12 protein-coding genes and 1 pseudogene are annotated in these 14,630 nt (G+C 61.0%); 6 read left to right on the top strand and 7 right to left on the bottom strand.

Going from position 1 to position 14,630, the window contains the following annotated elements:
* Positions 1-2: 2 nt before the first annotated feature.
* Entirely contained in the window at positions 3-1,364 is a 1,362-nt protein-coding gene (locus tag AAHB16_RS06740) for an amidase (protein ID WP_342050425.1), read from the top strand.
* A 116-nt stretch (positions 1,365-1,480) separates the two neighbouring features.
* Here the strand turns inward: AAHB16_RS06740 and AAHB16_RS06735 are convergent.
* The 7 genes and pseudogenes from AAHB16_RS06735 to AAHB16_RS06705 all read right to left on the bottom strand — a co-directional run.
* A pseudogene (locus AAHB16_RS06735) lies at positions 1,481-2,479 on the bottom strand (NAD(P)/FAD-dependent oxidoreductase); the annotation flags it as partial.
* Between the two features lie 28 nt (positions 2,480-2,507).
* Complete coding sequence (locus tag AAHB16_RS06730; protein WP_150371716.1) at positions 2,508-3,305, bottom strand: hypothetical protein; 798 nt, start codon at positions 3,303-3,305, stop codon at positions 2,508-2,510.
* Between the two features lie 255 nt (positions 3,306-3,560).
* Positions 3,561-4,898, bottom strand: a complete 1,338-nt coding sequence (locus AAHB16_RS06725; protein WP_150371717.1) for a hypothetical protein — start codon at positions 4,896-4,898, stop codon at positions 3,561-3,563.
* A 210-nt stretch (positions 4,899-5,108) separates the two neighbouring features.
* Entirely contained in the window at positions 5,109-5,399 is a 291-nt protein-coding gene (locus AAHB16_RS06720) for a hypothetical protein (protein WP_150371718.1), read from the bottom strand.
* Positions 5,400-6,530: 1,131 nt separating this feature from the next.
* The gene (locus AAHB16_RS06715; RefSeq protein WP_150371719.1) at positions 6,531-7,046 is read right to left on the bottom strand and encodes a hypothetical protein; all 516 of its coding nucleotides are present in this window, start codon (positions 7,044-7,046) and stop codon (positions 6,531-6,533) included.
* 8 nt (positions 7,047-7,054) lie between these two features.
* On the bottom strand, positions 7,055-8,197 hold the full coding sequence (locus AAHB16_RS06710; RefSeq protein ID WP_342050424.1) for an XRE family transcriptional regulator: 1,143 nt from the start codon (positions 8,195-8,197) through the stop codon (positions 7,055-7,057).
* A gap of 138 nt (positions 8,198-8,335) precedes the next feature.
* A complete protein-coding gene (locus tag AAHB16_RS06705) occupies positions 8,336-8,644 on the bottom strand; it encodes a helix-turn-helix transcriptional regulator (protein ID WP_342050423.1) in 309 nt (102 codons plus the stop codon).
* A gap of 208 nt (positions 8,645-8,852) precedes the next feature.
* On the opposite strand from AAHB16_RS06705, the gene AAHB16_RS06700 reads away from it, so the two are divergent.
* The 5 genes from AAHB16_RS06700 (at position 8,853) to AAHB16_RS06675 (ending at position 14,392) form a co-directional block, all read left to right on the top strand.
* The gene (locus AAHB16_RS06700) at positions 8,853-9,308 is read left to right on the top strand and encodes an antitoxin Xre/MbcA/ParS toxin-binding domain-containing protein (RefSeq protein WP_342050422.1); all 456 of its coding nucleotides are present in this window, start codon (positions 8,853-8,855) and stop codon (positions 9,306-9,308) included.
* 278 nt (positions 9,309-9,586) lie between these two features.
* Positions 9,587-11,167 (top strand): amino acid adenylation domain-containing protein, encoded by a 1,581-nt coding sequence (locus AAHB16_RS06695; RefSeq protein WP_342050421.1) that lies wholly within the window; start codon positions 9,587-9,589, stop codon positions 11,165-11,167.
* Between the two features lie 52 nt (positions 11,168-11,219).
* Positions 11,220-11,528 carry an acyl carrier protein gene (locus AAHB16_RS06690; protein ID WP_446718068.1) on the top strand — a complete coding sequence of 103 codons (309 nt, stop codon included), beginning with the start codon at positions 11,220-11,222 and terminating at the stop codon, positions 11,526-11,528.
* 14 nt (positions 11,529-11,542) lie between these two features.
* Complete coding sequence (locus AAHB16_RS06685) at positions 11,543-13,315, top strand: serine aminopeptidase domain-containing protein (protein ID WP_342050420.1); 1,773 nt, start codon at positions 11,543-11,545, stop codon at positions 13,313-13,315.
* Positions 13,316-13,609: 294 nt separating this feature from the next.
* The gene (locus AAHB16_RS06675; RefSeq protein ID WP_342050419.1) at positions 13,610-14,392 is read left to right on the top strand and encodes an H-NS histone family protein; all 783 of its coding nucleotides are present in this window, start codon (positions 13,610-13,612) and stop codon (positions 14,390-14,392) included.
* Positions 14,393-14,630 lie beyond the last annotated feature (238 nt).

Here is a 14,630-nt window from a genome sequence, read left to right as displayed (position 1 = left end):
ATATGCATCCATCCGATGTCACTCGCCCCGTGGCGGGATATTTCGCGTCCGTCACGGCGACGGAGCTGTCGTCACACCTGCAACGTGGCACGCTCGAGAGCCGTGAGGTCGTCCAACGATGCCTTGACGAGATCGAGCGGCTGAATCCGCTGATCAACGCGTTTGTCCACGTCGACGCCGAAGGGGCCTGTCGTGCGGCTGCGGCTTCGGATCGAAGGCGGGCAGAGGGCCATGCGCTCGGCCCGCTGGACGGGTTGCCTGTCGCCGTAAAGGACAATATCGATACATTCGATATGCCGACGACCTATGGCTCCGCCCACTTCGCGGGCCATCGGCCGTTACGCGATGCCGCATGCGTGTCGTCGCTGCGTGCGGCCGGGGCGATCATCGTTGGAAAGACGCTGACCCACGAGTTCGCCTATGGTCCTACCGGGGACCGGTCCCTGCAGGGCGCCGCAAGAAATCCACACGACATGAGTCGCATGACGGGCGGTTCCAGCGCGGGCAGCGCCGCTGCCATTGCAGCTGGCATGGTGCCGCTGGCCCTTGGAACGGATACAGGAGGCTCTGTGCGGATTCCTTCGGCACTTTGCGGCACGGTCGGGTTCAAACCGAGCTTCAATACCGTGCCGATGGACGGCGTGTTCCCGCTCTCCTCGAGCCTCGATCATCTCGGCACGATGGCGAGGACGGTTGCGGACGCGGCGCTCATCTTTCGCGCGCTCAGCCCCGGAGCGGAAACCGTGGATGGCCCCACGGGGCGGCCGCGGGTAGCATGGATCGACGGCAGCGATCTCGGACCCGTTGACCCTGCAGTGCGCGCATGCGTGCGGCGTCATGCGGAGGAATGGCTGGCGGGGAGGGTGGAATCTTTCGATGGCGTGGAGGATGTTCAGCCCCTCTCCAGACGTCTTCTTGCGTGCGTCGCGGCGCTGCAAAGATCCGAGGCCTACGCGGTCCATGCCGCGCGCATGCGGGCCGCCCCAGAGCTTTTCGATGCTGAAGTCAGATCGCGGCTGGAGGTCTCCGCCCAGGTCGCCGGATGGGAATATGTGCAAGGCATCCACGAGCAGCGATTGTTGCGCGAGGCCATGGCAACGTTTTTTACGCGCTACGACTTGCTCGTCATGCCCACCACGCCGATCACGGCGCCCCGTGTCGGCGAACGAGACATCATCGTCGATGGCACCCGTACGGATGCGAGGGCGGCTCTGCTGAGCCTGACCAGCCCCTGGAACGCGACGGGGCTCCCGGCGTTGAGCGTGCCCGCCGGTTGCGTTGCGGGGCTCCCTGTCGGGTTGCAGATCGTCGCGCCTTTCGCACGTGACGCATGGCTCTTGAGGCTGTTTGAATCCGTCGGCTGACTTCGCTGCGTTGGCGGCGATCGTTCCAGCGGATCTGGCGGCAACCAGCTCGGGCCCTCCAGCGCTAGCGCGTCTGCCAGCAACGGCGACGTTTCGCCCAGCGCGAGGTCAGCCAGCAGCCGTCCGTAGGTGCTGCCCTTGAGCACCCCTGCGCCGTTGCAACCCGCAGCCGCGAAGATGCCCGGCTGGATCGCGCCGAAGAAGCTGGCGCCATTGCGTGTAAGCGCTGTGGTGCCGCCCCACACGTACTCAAAGTCATGGGATGGCATCTGTGGGTAGCGGCGCCGATAGCTGTCGGTAAGCAATCGCAGCGTGGCGGCCGGAGTCTGCTCATGCTCGTACGAGTACGCGCTACGCACCATCAAACGGCCATCCGCGACGCGCCGCAACGTAGTGCCGAGCCGGTTGGCGGGGATCACGCCCCACTCTGGGCCCGCGCCGAGCTGCGCCAGTTCGGAGGGGGGCAGCACGGGCGTCAAGGCGGCATAGGTGTAGATTGTGATGAGCCGGTCTTGAAGCAGAGCGAGCGATTTGGCAAAGCCGTTATTGGCGACGATCACGCGATCCGCGACGTAGCCGCCGCGCGACGTGGCGATCGAGAATGGCGCGGTCCGGCCTAGCGAGGTGACCGCTTCGTTTTCCGCCAATACGACGTTCGGCGGCAGCGAATCGGCCAGGCCTCTGATCAGCGCGGCCGGTTGCACGAACACGTTGTTCGTCGCGTGGAAGCCGTAGCGATAGTAGGGCGTTCCCAGCCTGGCGGCGAGCGCATCGGCATCGAGCTCGGTGTGCTCGACGCCCCATGCCTGATAGAGCGCCAGCGTGGCCTTGAGTGCGGCCACACCGTGTGCGCTGGCGGCGGCATGGAACTTGCCGGCGGGATTCCAGCCGCAGTTGATCCGATGCGCGCGGACCAGCGCCTCCAGCCACTGCAACCCCGCCTGGTACAGGCGCAGTTGCCGCTGCGCGGCATCGGTGGCGCGGCCGTGACCGGTCATCCCGGTATTGTGGGGGACGTTGATGACGAAGCCGGAGTTCCGTCCGGCCGAGCCTTCGCCGACCGACGTGGCATCGAGCACCAGCACGGCTTCGTCGGGACGCAGCTCGGCGAGCCGGCGCGCCGCCGTCTGCTGGCGACCTGCGTCAACTCAACGCTGCTAGGCTCTCGTCGTTGATCACGGATTTATCCCACCACCGTCGCGTCAGTCGGGGTCTTGTCGGAAACCGACTATCCCGCGGTTCGATATCGAAAGGCAATTTTTGCAGCGCCTCGCGGAGTGCCGTGTACCCCGTGATGGACGTCATTTCACGCTGTTCCCACGTCATATCGCTTCCGTGATTGTCGAAAGAGAAGCCAAGATGTCGCAGCGAATGTATGAAGCCATTAAGGTTGTTGCTTTCGAAAGGATGGCTAGGGTCTCCGTTCAAGCCGACGTAGTTCCAGCCCAGTAACCAGTAGGGAAAAGGGCGGTCACGCGCAGCGTTGAGGATCACGATCATGCGCGCGAGTGCGTGGACAATGTCATTCGGCTGCACATCGTCCATGTCCTGATAAATGCTGTGGTCGGCCTGCTTAGGATGGGTATTCTCGTTACGCACCTTCTGCGCTTTGTCCAGTAAATCGATGATGTCCGCAGGCAGTTGGGTTGACTGATCGCAAAAATTGGCAGGCCATTTACGGAGTTTTATACCCAGTCCAGGGCGTTTCAACTCGTCTCTTATCGTTCGTTCTGCTAAACACCGTACGGTCAGACGTTCGCGCATCGAGCGATTCAAATAGCCCTCGGCACACGCGCTACCGAAATACAAGGCGGCGCGCAAGTACTCATAGCGCATAAAGGCATTGGTTGCCTCGGCCGCCATAACGCTTTGATGCACGGTTGCGGAAAAGGTGTGCCACGTCACGTCCGCGTTGAACCGCCAATGGCTGCTATCGGTCATAATTTCCGCTGCCTGTAAAGTTGCGACAATTCAATCGCATTTAGAGGGCTCGCGCACCCGAGTACGCGGGCCAATGGCTTCTAGATCTTTGCCATTCGCGTTGAGCCCTGCATGGTGCGTCATGTCATTTTCCTTCCCCGCCACGCGCCGTCACCCCGAGGCACAAGCGCTCTCGAGTTTCGGCGTCAGTCGCGGCAAGGCTACGAAGCCAACCCACGCGGCGTTACCGGTTATCAGAACTATCCCGGCGGCGTATTAATCCGCGTCGACGCCCGTACCATTCGCTGCATTGATGGGCGTACCTGTTGCTGCACTGGCTGGTGCCTTCGGCTTGGACCGGGTCGTCGCCGCAGCGATGCCCTGTTTTGCCAAGTCCTTCACCTGGTCGGCAAAGTCGGGCACCACGCGCATCGCCTGCTTGACGACGTCCGACGACACGAACTCGTGCCAGGGGCTGCCGTGCGTTTCAGTCTCCACCAGTCGCAACGGCAGCTCGTCCAAGCGTGTCAGGGCCGAAGCCAGCACGCGGCTTTCCATGTCTTTGTCGAAGCGCGCCGCTTCCCGGCGGAAGCCCTCGTAGGCGCGCGAGATCGATGCCTTGAAGGCGTAGTCCTCGGAAAGCCGGAAGCGCTGCCCAACCTGCTTGGTGGCGAGCCACGAAAACCAGACGGGCGCCCCGACCGACAGCAGCGACAAAGCGAGATTGAGCACCAGGACAGAGGTCGGGGCATTGGGCTGGCGGAACAGCTCTGAGAGCGAGTGGAGTTGCTGAGAGCCGAAGAAGCTGCCCAGCGAGAGGGCGGCAATGAGACCGCCTACCCAGAGCCACATTGACTTCGAGAGGGACTCGGAGCGCTCCGTGAAGGCGGCGGCGAGGCCCACGCTGGTGGAGGCCGAATACGCTGTCTCACAGCGCTCGAGGACTTCGCCGGCCTCTTTCTGTTTCTGGCGCAAATCCGCTTCGAGCGCGCTCGCCTCCTTGCGCGTGTCCGCAATACGGGTGCCTTCCTCGGCGGACGCCTTCAGGATGGCTGCGAGCTCCTGCCGCGCCTCGGCGAGCGACTCGAGGTCCGTCGGGAGCTGGTCGGCAGCGCTGTAAGCCTTCTCGATGCGCTCGACCATGCCCGATAGGGTGGCAGTTCGTGGCTCGACGTTTGCCAGCCGCGCTTCGAGACCGCGGATCTTGGTGGCGAGCCGCCTTAATTGGACGGCGGCTTCGGCTGCCTTGGCGACCGCGTCGTCGGCTAGGACCGGGGCGAGCGCTTTGCGCAAGCCTTCGAGCGTGAACAGGTAGGCGGTGACGGCCTGGTTGGCATTGCTCCACATATTGGGAATGGTGCTCGTGTGCAGATGCGTCAATCGCCGCACATAGTCCTTGATGCGGGATTCGGCGCTGCCGAGGTCGTCGCCTCCGCGTTCATCGATAAGGTCGATGATTGATTGCGCTTCCTCGACCAGCTCGGTGCGGGTGAGGCCTGGGAAGCTCCAGTTGTTGTGAACTGTCCCCAATGGTTCGTCGCTGCCCAGATGGGCCTGCAGTTGGGCAGTGACCTTGCGGAGTTCCTCTTGAATCTGGACCAGTACAGGATGCATGCAACCCTCGTTCTCGTTCTTAGTGCCACGGATGGTCTCATCGGGCAGCACGCCCCGCCTACCCCAAGGGTGATGGGTATGCCGTCATTGGCCGGGCCCACGGCCGGAAGTCTGCCTTCGACGCGACGATCGCTTCGACGATGGCTATCCGTGGTTGTGTCCGGATGAAAGACAGACCTGCCGGGGAGGGCCGGCAGGTCTGTTATGTCATTACTTGGCGACAGGCAATCCCGACCAGGCGGCCAGGTTGTAATCGCAGACAAAAACCTGCGGAGTACCGCGCATCGGCGCGGCCTGTTTGGCCTGGTTCGCTACCAGTTGCTGAACCGCCGCCACCGCCTCGAAGCGTTCACCGACGTACGTAGCGTCCGGCAGGGAGTAGCGCACGCCGTTAGCGGCACGGATGACCCGGACAAAGCCGATGGCATGCATCCGCTGATGCAATGCCTCGTATTCGAGGTAGGTCCCATTGTGAATAGTGATACGGGCTAGGTATTGCATGACTTAAACCTTTCGCCGCAGGGGCGGCTCAATTTGTTAAGTACCGACTAGGAAGCGCCTTGGCTTCTCATGCGGCAGCGCATAAAATCGAGCCTCGAGACGCGCGCGGCCACCTTGGTTGCGTCCTGCGTTGTGCGCAGGGTTCTCGCGAACGAAGGCGGACGCACTGCGTGCGCGTCGTTCGAGGCAGTGCCTGGAAGACCCCAATCGCGTCCATCTCGCCAAAGTGAAGCGCGTTTGGGGTCTTTACTTTTTCGGCCCTCGGTATGGCACGGTTACCGAGGGCCATCAGCTCTGATCTGCATGGCACCACCACAACATCTTGTGGTCGTCGTTTAAATCAGATCTAAGTTTAGTGAAACATCGGTGTTTTACCAGTCGTGACAAGCGTGTTTCCAAGCCCAGAAAACCCAAGCTTCAATTTTTGCCGTTTTTTGCCAATTTCTGCCTGTTTTCGCACGTATTGATTTTTTTCTATCGCGCATTTTTTTCAATAGATGCACAAAAAACGGGCTTTAACTGCACTTTCGACTGAGACTCACCGCCCTGTTGTTGCGAGATTACCGCCGCTCTATTGGTGCGGTCGGCTCGTGAATACGCGCTTGAGCGTCAGCCCCACTCACACGCGCGCCGCGTTGTACGGGTAGGGTGAGTCCGATAAACCTCTAGGCGGATGACTTACCGTAGAGGAGTTGGTTGACTTCGGCGACATGTGCCTGGTCACGAGGCCGAAAAAGAGCATCCATCGACCGAGGCGTTCGGCGGCTGGGCCGCCCCTCGCGGGCCAGTGGAACGTTGCGACCCCAGCAGTCATCTGCTGCTGCAGCCTGTATCCGGTCATAGGCAGCGGGAAGCCCCCCTCGCCGGCGGGTCACATCAGGAACGCGAAGTTCCTTACGTATTCGTCCTGAGTGTGATCAACGAGATTGAAGACCGGATCCGGCCGCTGTCCGCAGCGCGAGAGCGAATTTGATTAGCCGGTGTTCCTCACCGGACTGAGGCTCGACGAGCGTTTTCATGGCCAATCTTCGCGAGTCTCGTGTCATGTCGTAATGCATGCTAGAGGCTGCACTGATAGGCAAATAAGGCCGGTAGTGCAGGGTATCGCGTGCATTGTGCCGATCACCGGCATCAAAGCATATTCATACGCAACTGCATCCGTACCGCCCCAAGCCAATCCTCGCTGAAGTGATGCTCCAACTTTTCCAACTGCTTGCGTCCAACACCGGCGCCTCTGCCAAGCTCCTGTAGAGACGTCACCCGATCCAGTAGTCGAAGCACATGCGCCGCACGAAGAGCAGCGCGGTCAGAGGTGGATATCACGGTGAGCACAGCCTCGGTTGGGTTGGCATGGAGCCACGCCATCAGATGCAATTCGCCATCATCGAGAGCGGGTAGGTCATCTTGCTCGATTGCGAGCGTTGCCAACATGATGTCGGTGACATCATGGACTCTAGCCATCCCGGCAACGAGATCTTCGCGCTGGATCGGGACGCGGCCAGGTTTCAATGGATCGCCAGCACAGCACTCGTCGACGCAGCACTGCACCGTTTCAACGTCGAAGGTTTGGCAAAGCGCCTTCCAACAGCTGATTCGGTGCGCTTCGATGATGACGCACGTATCCAACAGCACCCGTTGCTTCGTCATTTGATCGCCTAGATCGCGAAGGGCACCGACTTTCCATAGTCCCGCATCAGTTCAGCAAGGTCTTCAAGCGTTATCGAGAGGGCCTTGGCGGCCTTTCGGGTCGAGACGTGGCCGCGGGCGATGCCGTCGTGCAATAGCGTCACGAAGGACGCGGACAGCAGTTTCGGTGGCGTTGAAGCGCATCGCGGCGCGAGCGGTGGTTGCTCGCACAAGGCCTGACACGTGAGTTTGTCGATCATCTTCGCGTTGAATAGCCGGAAAGCCAGTGCATGCGTGGAGACCTGCAATTGCTTGGCAACCTCTGCGAGGTGTTGCGTGTTGGTGAAGCCTGCAGGATCGATGAGCTGAGACAGGGTCGCCGTTGGCATTAAGACCGCGGCGGCGAAGTTGTCGGCCAGTTGTTCGATTCTCCGGCTTCGCTTGACTGGCGTTGCGTCAGTGTCTTCGCGGTGCTCAGGCGGCAGCGCATCCCAGGTGAGCGCGTGGAATAGCTCGTGTGCGACGTCGAAGTTGCGACGGACTCTGGACTCTTGTCTATTGATGACGATGACGCCGAGATCGGGGAGGCGGCACATGGCTCCAGATATGGCGTGGGTGCCGTTGGTGCAGGTTTCCGCGTCGATATGCAGCACCGCGATGTCGAGCCTGGTCTCGATGCGTTCAGCCAGGACTTCAGACGGAATCGGGCTGAGGTCGAGTTCCTGCGCCACGGCTTCGCCCCAACGCCAGGCGTCCTCGAACGCGGGGTTAGGGGACATCCGCAGGAATTGCCCTAGCGCTTTCGATGGGCCATTCAGCGCGATATTCAGGTGGCGGAACAGTCCGACGATCTGCCCGATCTTGGCTTCGTAGTCAGCGAGCGAGCTGTCGGTGACTGACTGCGAAACGCGCCACGAAAACTGTGCCTCGCCTTCGATGACGAAGGGATCGATGAACCAGTCGAGTGGGCGCTCGAGGATCTGGCTGAGCTTGACGAGCTCGGCTGGCTGCACCTTCCGCTCGCCGGTTTCGATTGTCGACAGCGTCTGACGATCGGCGAAACCGAGGGCATCGGAGAGTTGGTGCTGGTTGAGGCCGCGTGTCTCGCGTGCTGCGCGGATGCGTGCGCCCATGGTGCGGGCGGGGGTGGCCTTGAAGTCGGGTGAGGTCATGGGCCAATCGTAATCTTGCAAATCTTGAAATGCAAGATCTAGTGTGGTGGATTAGCCACTTTTTCGACTCGCCATTTCCCTAATTCGGTCCTTAACCCCCCCCAGCTGGCGGGCCCGTGGCTTCTTTTCGGTAGCCGACTACATCTCCTTTGGTTTGCGAGCGCGCTCCCTGACCTGACCGCGTTGGTTGAGCGCTGCGCTCGTGGGCAAGGCATCCGGAACGGCAGCGTCAAGGTTGCTGAGCATGTTGAGTGCGCGCATGACCTTGATGAGGGTCGAAACACGCACGTCTTTGCCGGCCTCGAGGTCGCCTATGGCGTTTCTTCCGAGGCCGGCGCGCTTCGCGAGTTCGTCGGTGGTGAGGTTGCGCTCGAGGCGCTTGACGCGTAACCGAGCGCCGATTTCTGCGGCAATCTCGTCACCGGTTGAGGAGTTGCGGATAGACATTTGCGGCAGGTGAAGACGTTGATATTGCACTCAATAGGCAGCACTAACGACAGACGGATAGGATAACGCATGGTATAGGGTGCGTTATGGTTCTACACCCGTCTTCGGGTGCGAGGATCGGCCCATAGGGCCGCAGGCAGCGCTCAAGCTAGCGAAGTTGCTAGCTTGGCAACTGGCCGCGAACATGGGCAAATTGCCGGAGCACGTCATGCCAACAATCGCTTTCCATCCTTCGGGGGCACCTGCCCCATACGAGCGCTACCTCGATAGGTTGAGCGGCTATCTGGGCATCAAGGTACGCGGCGGCGCCGACCTTGCGACGCTGGCAAGCGAGAGGCTACCGGTGGAGATACTCGAGCGCCTGCTCGAGGCGGGGCTCTCATGGGATGAGGTGGCCTTCATCGTCCCGCGCCGCACGCTCAGTCATCGTCGGGAGAAGGGACAGCCGCTGACCATGGACGAGTCGGACAAGGCCATTCGGCTTGCCCGGATCCTGGCGCAGGCGGTGAACACCTTTGGAGACGTCGAGCGCGGTCTCAACTGGTTGCGGCGGCAGCAGCGGCGGCTCGGTGGGCTTACGCCATTGTCAGTCGCTGGGACGGAGCAGGGCGCTCGTCTCGTTGAAGAGCAGTTGGTGCAAATCGACGACGGGTACTTTTCCTGATGATCCTTTGGCGAGTTAGCAACTACGCGGATCAGCGCCGCGTCGCGACCGCGGCGGGAACGACCCCTCTCGATTCTCCACTCGCGTGCGGAATGTAGGCATCCACCAATGTTCCGCCGACAGCGGCATAGACGTTTCGAGCGCTATCGCACAGAAACCCGTCTTTCGAAAGTCTATTCTTCGCCGCAGGCGGACACCCAGGATAAAGGGTTGGATGCTGCAGACATCTGGCGCCGGTGCTCATAACGGTTACCCGGTCTCATGTTCCAGGATACGAGATGTTGCATTCATACTTTTTTGATTCCGCCGCGCGCTACAGTGACAGTCCAGCGTTATGGGTAAAGGACCGTCTATACAGTTACGGCGAGATTGAAACCCGGGCACGTCGTATCTCTGCAGGTCTTACAGCAATTGCGCGGGACAAGGACATTGGACGATGTCTGCTGTTTGGATATCGCAGCGTCGAAGCCTATGCCGGCGTGCTGGGCATTCTCGATGCGGGGATGGCCTATGTGCCTCTCAATCCGAAGATGCCGGCTTCACGTAGGGCGATGATCATCGCGCAGTCCGGTGCGTCGTTGATGCTGGTTGATCGTGGTTGCGCCAGCGGGCTGGAGGATGTGCTGGCATTGCTTGACGAGCCCCCGCAAATTTTTCTGCTCGACGAGGACGCGCCCGGTTCGCACGTGCCTTCCGTCGCGTCTACCGTGCCTACGCTGCCTGTCGCGCCCTATGTGCGACCGCAAGGTGCCAAGGGCGACGTCGCTTACATACTCTTCACCTCGGGATCGACGGGGACGCCGAAGGGCGTGCCGATTACGCATTCGAACGCCGAGGCGTATATGAACGGGCAATTGCAGCTGCAAGAGCGAGCCAGCCATGCACGTCATATCCAGCTCTGTGAGTTGAGCTTCGATCCATCCGTGCATGACATGTTCGTATGTTGGGCGAATGGTGGCTGCCTGTACGTGCCAGAAACCGTCGATCCTGTATATAACGCCGACTTTATTAGACGTCATGACATTACGCATTGGAGTAGTGTCCCGTCCGTGGTCGGCTTCATGCAGCAAATGCGCAAGCTGACACCGGGTGCCTTCCCGAGTCTTCGGGTGTCGATGTTTGGCGGTGAGCAGTTGCCTCGCTCTCTGGCGTTGGCGTGGGCGCGTGCCGCACCGAATAGCAGGCTGTTCAATATGTACGGGCCGACGGAAGCGACCATCGCTTCGACTTGCTTCGAAGTCAGCGCGGAATTTCTCGACAATCCGCAGCACGCGGTCATCCCGCTCGGGGGCGCACTCCCGGGGGTAGAGTTGATGATCGTTGACCCGGACCTCCGACCTGTCGCCGCCGAGCAGACCGGTGAGTTGCTGATCGCGGGCCCACAGATTGCCGGGGGCTATTTGTCAGCGGACGGCCCATCTGGCAATGACAGGTTCGTCTCGAAGCGTTATCCGGGCCGTGATGCGCACCGCTGGTATCGGACCGGTGACATCGTGCGGACGACTGAAGCGCACGGGATTGTATTTCACGGGCGTGTGGATACGCAGGTCAAGATTCGAGGTAACCGTGTCGAACTGGAGGAAGTCGAGCATATCGTCCACGCGCGCAGCGGTGCCGCGCTCTGCGCGGTGATTGCCTGGCCCCTCGATGAGGTGGGGCGGGCGGCTGGGCTCGTAGCCTTCGTGACAAATCCTCGAGTAGACACCGAGGCGGTCTTACATGCGTGTCGGCAGTGCTTGCCCGACTATGCGGCGCCCCAGCGGATCGTGTCACTCGACGCAATGCCGCTTAACGCAAATGGAAAAATCGACAGGAAAGCGCTAGCCGAGCAGTGCGCGCGCACCAAAATTCCTGCGTGAAGTTGACACCATCCCGAGCAGTACTAATCAGCCAACACCACGTGCGCGTGGATTGGCTATTCCAGATGGGAGGGAGTCATTGAAAGTCGCTCTGCGTAATATCCTTTCGGAGAATGCATGCCTCCATGTCCCGGTCGAAACATTGGCCGATAGCGATAGCTTGTACGACGCTGGCTTATCCTCCCTCGGTACGGTCCGTGTCCTGTTAGCGGTTGAAGATGCCTTTGGCATCGAAATACCTGGAGAGTTGATATCGTTCGACTTGTTTCGCTGTATCGATTCGCTGGAAAGGTCTCTCGCCCCCCTCATGCCGGACGGTAGCCTGGCGGGCGCTGTATCTCATCGTAAGGGACACCAATGACTGGCAAGCCTACGATGAGACCGGTCACCTTTGGTGGCTGTTTTGGGTGGCTGCATCTCCCTGCGGGCGGCCGGGCTGCCACGGGCCTGGTATTGTGCAACCCGTTCGGCAATGAGGCGCTATGCGTGCACCGCGGATGGCGCGACTTCGCGGAATCGGTAACGGTAGCCTGTGGCATGCCCGTCTTGCGCTTCGATTATCCGGGGACGGGCGACTCCGAGGGCGACGAGGAGGACCCGGAACGCTTGCGCGCATGGATTGACAGCATCATCGCCGCGGCGGAATACCTGCGGACCGCTACCGGTGTCACACGGCTCGCGCTCTGCGGCTTACGTCTGGGTGCGACGTTAGCAGCAGTGGCCGCCGAGCAGCTTGCCAATGTCGACAGCGTGATATTGATGGCGCCGATCATCTCTGGCAAGCGCTACATCCGGGAACTGCGCATGCAGGATCTAAGCTGCGTCAAGGCCCTCGCTGGCCAGGATGCAAAGCAGTCGCCGGAGGAAGCGCCGGGAGTGGGCGCGCTAGGATTCCGCATGTATGCCGACACGCTGGATCAACTCGCTTCCATCGACCTCACAGAGCGCCAGCGGCGTCCCGCGCCCCGCGTGCTCTTGCACGATATCGGCGTTAGCGAGTCGTTGAACAAGCTCGCTCAGTACTACCGTGGCCACGGTGCGAGCGCAGATCTGCAGATCTTTCCAGAGTACGATAAATTCCTCTTGCCCGACCCGACATTTTGCGTGCCGCCGCGACTGGCCTTCGATAGCGTGCTCGAGTGGCTCGGCGCTCAGTGCGGCACGACAGCGGCGCCTTCCGTCGAAATTCTGCAGCCGCCGGCGGATACAAGGATCGACTTCGCGGCGGGTCATGAAATACCTGTCGTGTTCGGAAACGGACGCTATGTCGGTGTCATTTGCAAGCCCCGCAATCCAAACGAGCATGCCCCAGCTGTATTGATCATGAACACAGCGGGCGTTCATCGCGTTGGCTGCGCAAGGCATTCCGTGTTGATGGCTCGGAGGCTTGCGGCACAGGGAATCACCTCTTTACGCATGGACGTGGGCGGCGTTGGGGACAGCGTGAATCACGACGATGCGCCGACCATCGAGGCTGTATATGCCCGTCATGCTGTCGCAGACGCGATAGCAGGAGTGGAATGGCTGATCGCGGCTCGACATCCGGAGATTGTCATGTTCGGCGTCTGCGCGGGCGCATACGTCAGCGTTCATACGACGCTAAAGCATCCAAATGTGGTGGGCTGCATGTCTATCAACCTGCCGTTCTTCTTTTGGGGGGCACCCACGACGAAGGCGCGTGCCCCCAGTCAGGTGTATATGCGGTCCGTCCGGAATCCCCGTAAATGGCTTCTATTGTTGACTGGCCGATCGGATCTGCGCAGGATCGCAGTAAGCCTGATACGTCGCTGGTACGAGCGCTCTGCTGTCCGCCGACTCCTCGCGGACCTCGAGCGGAGGGACGTACGGACTTCACTGGTGTACGGTCCGCTAGATGCGGGGCTCGACGAACTCCCAAAGGCTGGTTATCTCGGAACGTACAAGAACGTCACGATGACCGTACTGGAGCAGTTGGACCACTCACTATATTCAAGAACCGCACGCGACGTCGTATCAAATTATGTCGAGGCGTTCTTGCATGAGAGGACTTTCCCGGTTGGCCGAGCCAACGTCCCAGACCACCAAAGCGCGCGCACGGCCTCTCGCAACGAGAAGGCCGGCTGGCGGCCCACAAGCGCGACTGGCGCCCATATGGCAAGGCCCGACTGAGCGTGCGCCGGCGGCGACGCAACGCGTTGCTGCGGTCGAGCGCAAGCGGTGGCCGGTTCCAACGGGCCCGACCCAGCTGCGAGCTGTGCTCTCCTGCATCGACCAACCAATATGGCGAGAGCTATGGTCCAGCACTGCCGCGGCGTGCAACCAGCCTTCGGCGGTCCAGATGTAGGTGAAGTCAGCCCACAGTTCCGATTTGGCGCGTCGGCCCGGCGAGGTTCCCGTGTCGATGAAACGCCATAACATCCACCACGTCGGGACGCGGCGTCATGCAAGGGGCAGCTGAAGTGATTGCTACACCATAAAAATGTGCTTAGAGCCTATCTTTTTTGTGCTGCCGGGCATCGCGACTCGGAAGCGATTGAATCCGACTTGCCGGAAGGGCCCATTGAAGCCATGCGCTTCGAAGCGACTACTGAAGCTGTGGCCGAAGCTCCGGTTGAAGTCGTGGCCATTGACGAACCGAGGGAAACTTCCGCCCCGGACGAATTGACCGAACCGGCTGCCCTGCTTGCGCCGCGTTACGCGCAAGCTTCGGAAGCTACGCCTGAAGAGACGCGGGCCCCGAAGCGCAATCGGAAGCCGAAAACCGTTGCCGATGTTGCTGCCGCGGAAGCCACGACTCAAGAGACGCCAATCAGGAAGGGCAGGCCGAAGCAGATAACGCTGCATGGAGCGGATGCGGCCCCGGAAGCGCGAACTCAGAATACGCAAACTCGTAAGACGCGACAGAAGCAAAAAGTGCCTACTGCAACCCAAAGCCTGACCAGATCCACACTGCTCGCGCAACTCGCATCTGTCAATGCCCAGCTTGAGCGGTTGCGTCCCACGGAAGTGCCAAAGATCGTGGAGGGGATTCAGCAATTAATGCAGGAGTATGAACTGAGCATTGAGGACATTGCGGGCAAGCCCAGTGATGAGCCCGCTGGCCGCGCTGTTCCAACCAAGACGAAGGCCGCGCCGCGTCCCAAGTACCGCGACCCCAAGACGGGCCAGACCTGGTCGGGCCGCGGTAGGGCTCCCGCGTGGATTGGCAAGAAGCCCGAGCGTTTCCTAATCGATCGTTTGTACTGAACGACAGGTTGGCGGGCGCAGCCGGTCTGCCCCCTTGCTTGCGAACTTGGGCGGAGCAGGCAGCGAGCCGGCGGCCGCATGCGTGCCAGGCGGCACCCGCATCGGGGTGCACAGCGGCCATCGATACCGGGATCCGCAACCGCCCTGCTATGCCTGGAAGGCGTGCGCCCGATGCCAGGCCAGATATGGGCGAATGTCGCGGTGCTCCCCGCTTGTCAGCCGCATATGTGGCGTGACA

The organism is Cupriavidus sp. OTU4054 (assembly GCF_038440175.1).
Classification (GTDB): domain Bacteria; phylum Pseudomonadota; class Gammaproteobacteria; order Burkholderiales; family Burkholderiaceae; genus Cupriavidus; species Cupriavidus pauculus_D.
This window is presented reverse-complemented; position numbering and strand designations above follow the sequence as displayed.

Coding starts and splice junctions, on each gene's coding strand:
- AAHB16_RS06740 (WP_342050425.1), top strand. CDS start 3: ATGCATCCATCCGATGTCACTCGCCCCGTGGCGGGATATTTCGCGTCC.
- AAHB16_RS06730 (WP_150371716.1), bottom strand. CDS start 3,305: ATGACCGATAGCAGCCATTGGCGGTTCAACGCGGACGTGACGTGGCAC.
- AAHB16_RS06725 (WP_150371717.1), bottom strand. CDS start 4,898: ATGCATCCTGTACTGGTCCAGATTCAAGAGGAACTCCGCAAGGTCACT.
- AAHB16_RS06720 (WP_150371718.1), bottom strand. CDS start 5,399: ATGCAATACCTAGCCCGTATCACTATTCACAATGGGACCTACCTCGAA.
- AAHB16_RS06715 (WP_150371719.1), bottom strand. CDS start 7,046: ATGACGAAGCAACGGGTGCTGTTGGATACGTGCGTCATCATCGAAGCG.
- AAHB16_RS06710 (WP_342050424.1), bottom strand. CDS start 8,197: ATGACCTCACCCGACTTCAAGGCCACCCCCGCCCGCACCATGGGCGCA.
- AAHB16_RS06705 (WP_342050423.1), bottom strand. CDS start 8,644: ATGTCTATCCGCAACTCCTCAACCGGTGACGAGATTGCCGCAGAAATC.
- AAHB16_RS06700 (WP_342050422.1), top strand. CDS start 8,853: ATGCCAACAATCGCTTTCCATCCTTCGGGGGCACCTGCCCCATACGAG.
- AAHB16_RS06695 (WP_342050421.1), top strand. CDS start 9,587: ATGTTGCATTCATACTTTTTTGATTCCGCCGCGCGCTACAGTGACAGT.
- AAHB16_RS06685 (WP_342050420.1), top strand. CDS start 11,543: ATGAGACCGGTCACCTTTGGTGGCTGTTTTGGGTGGCTGCATCTCCCT.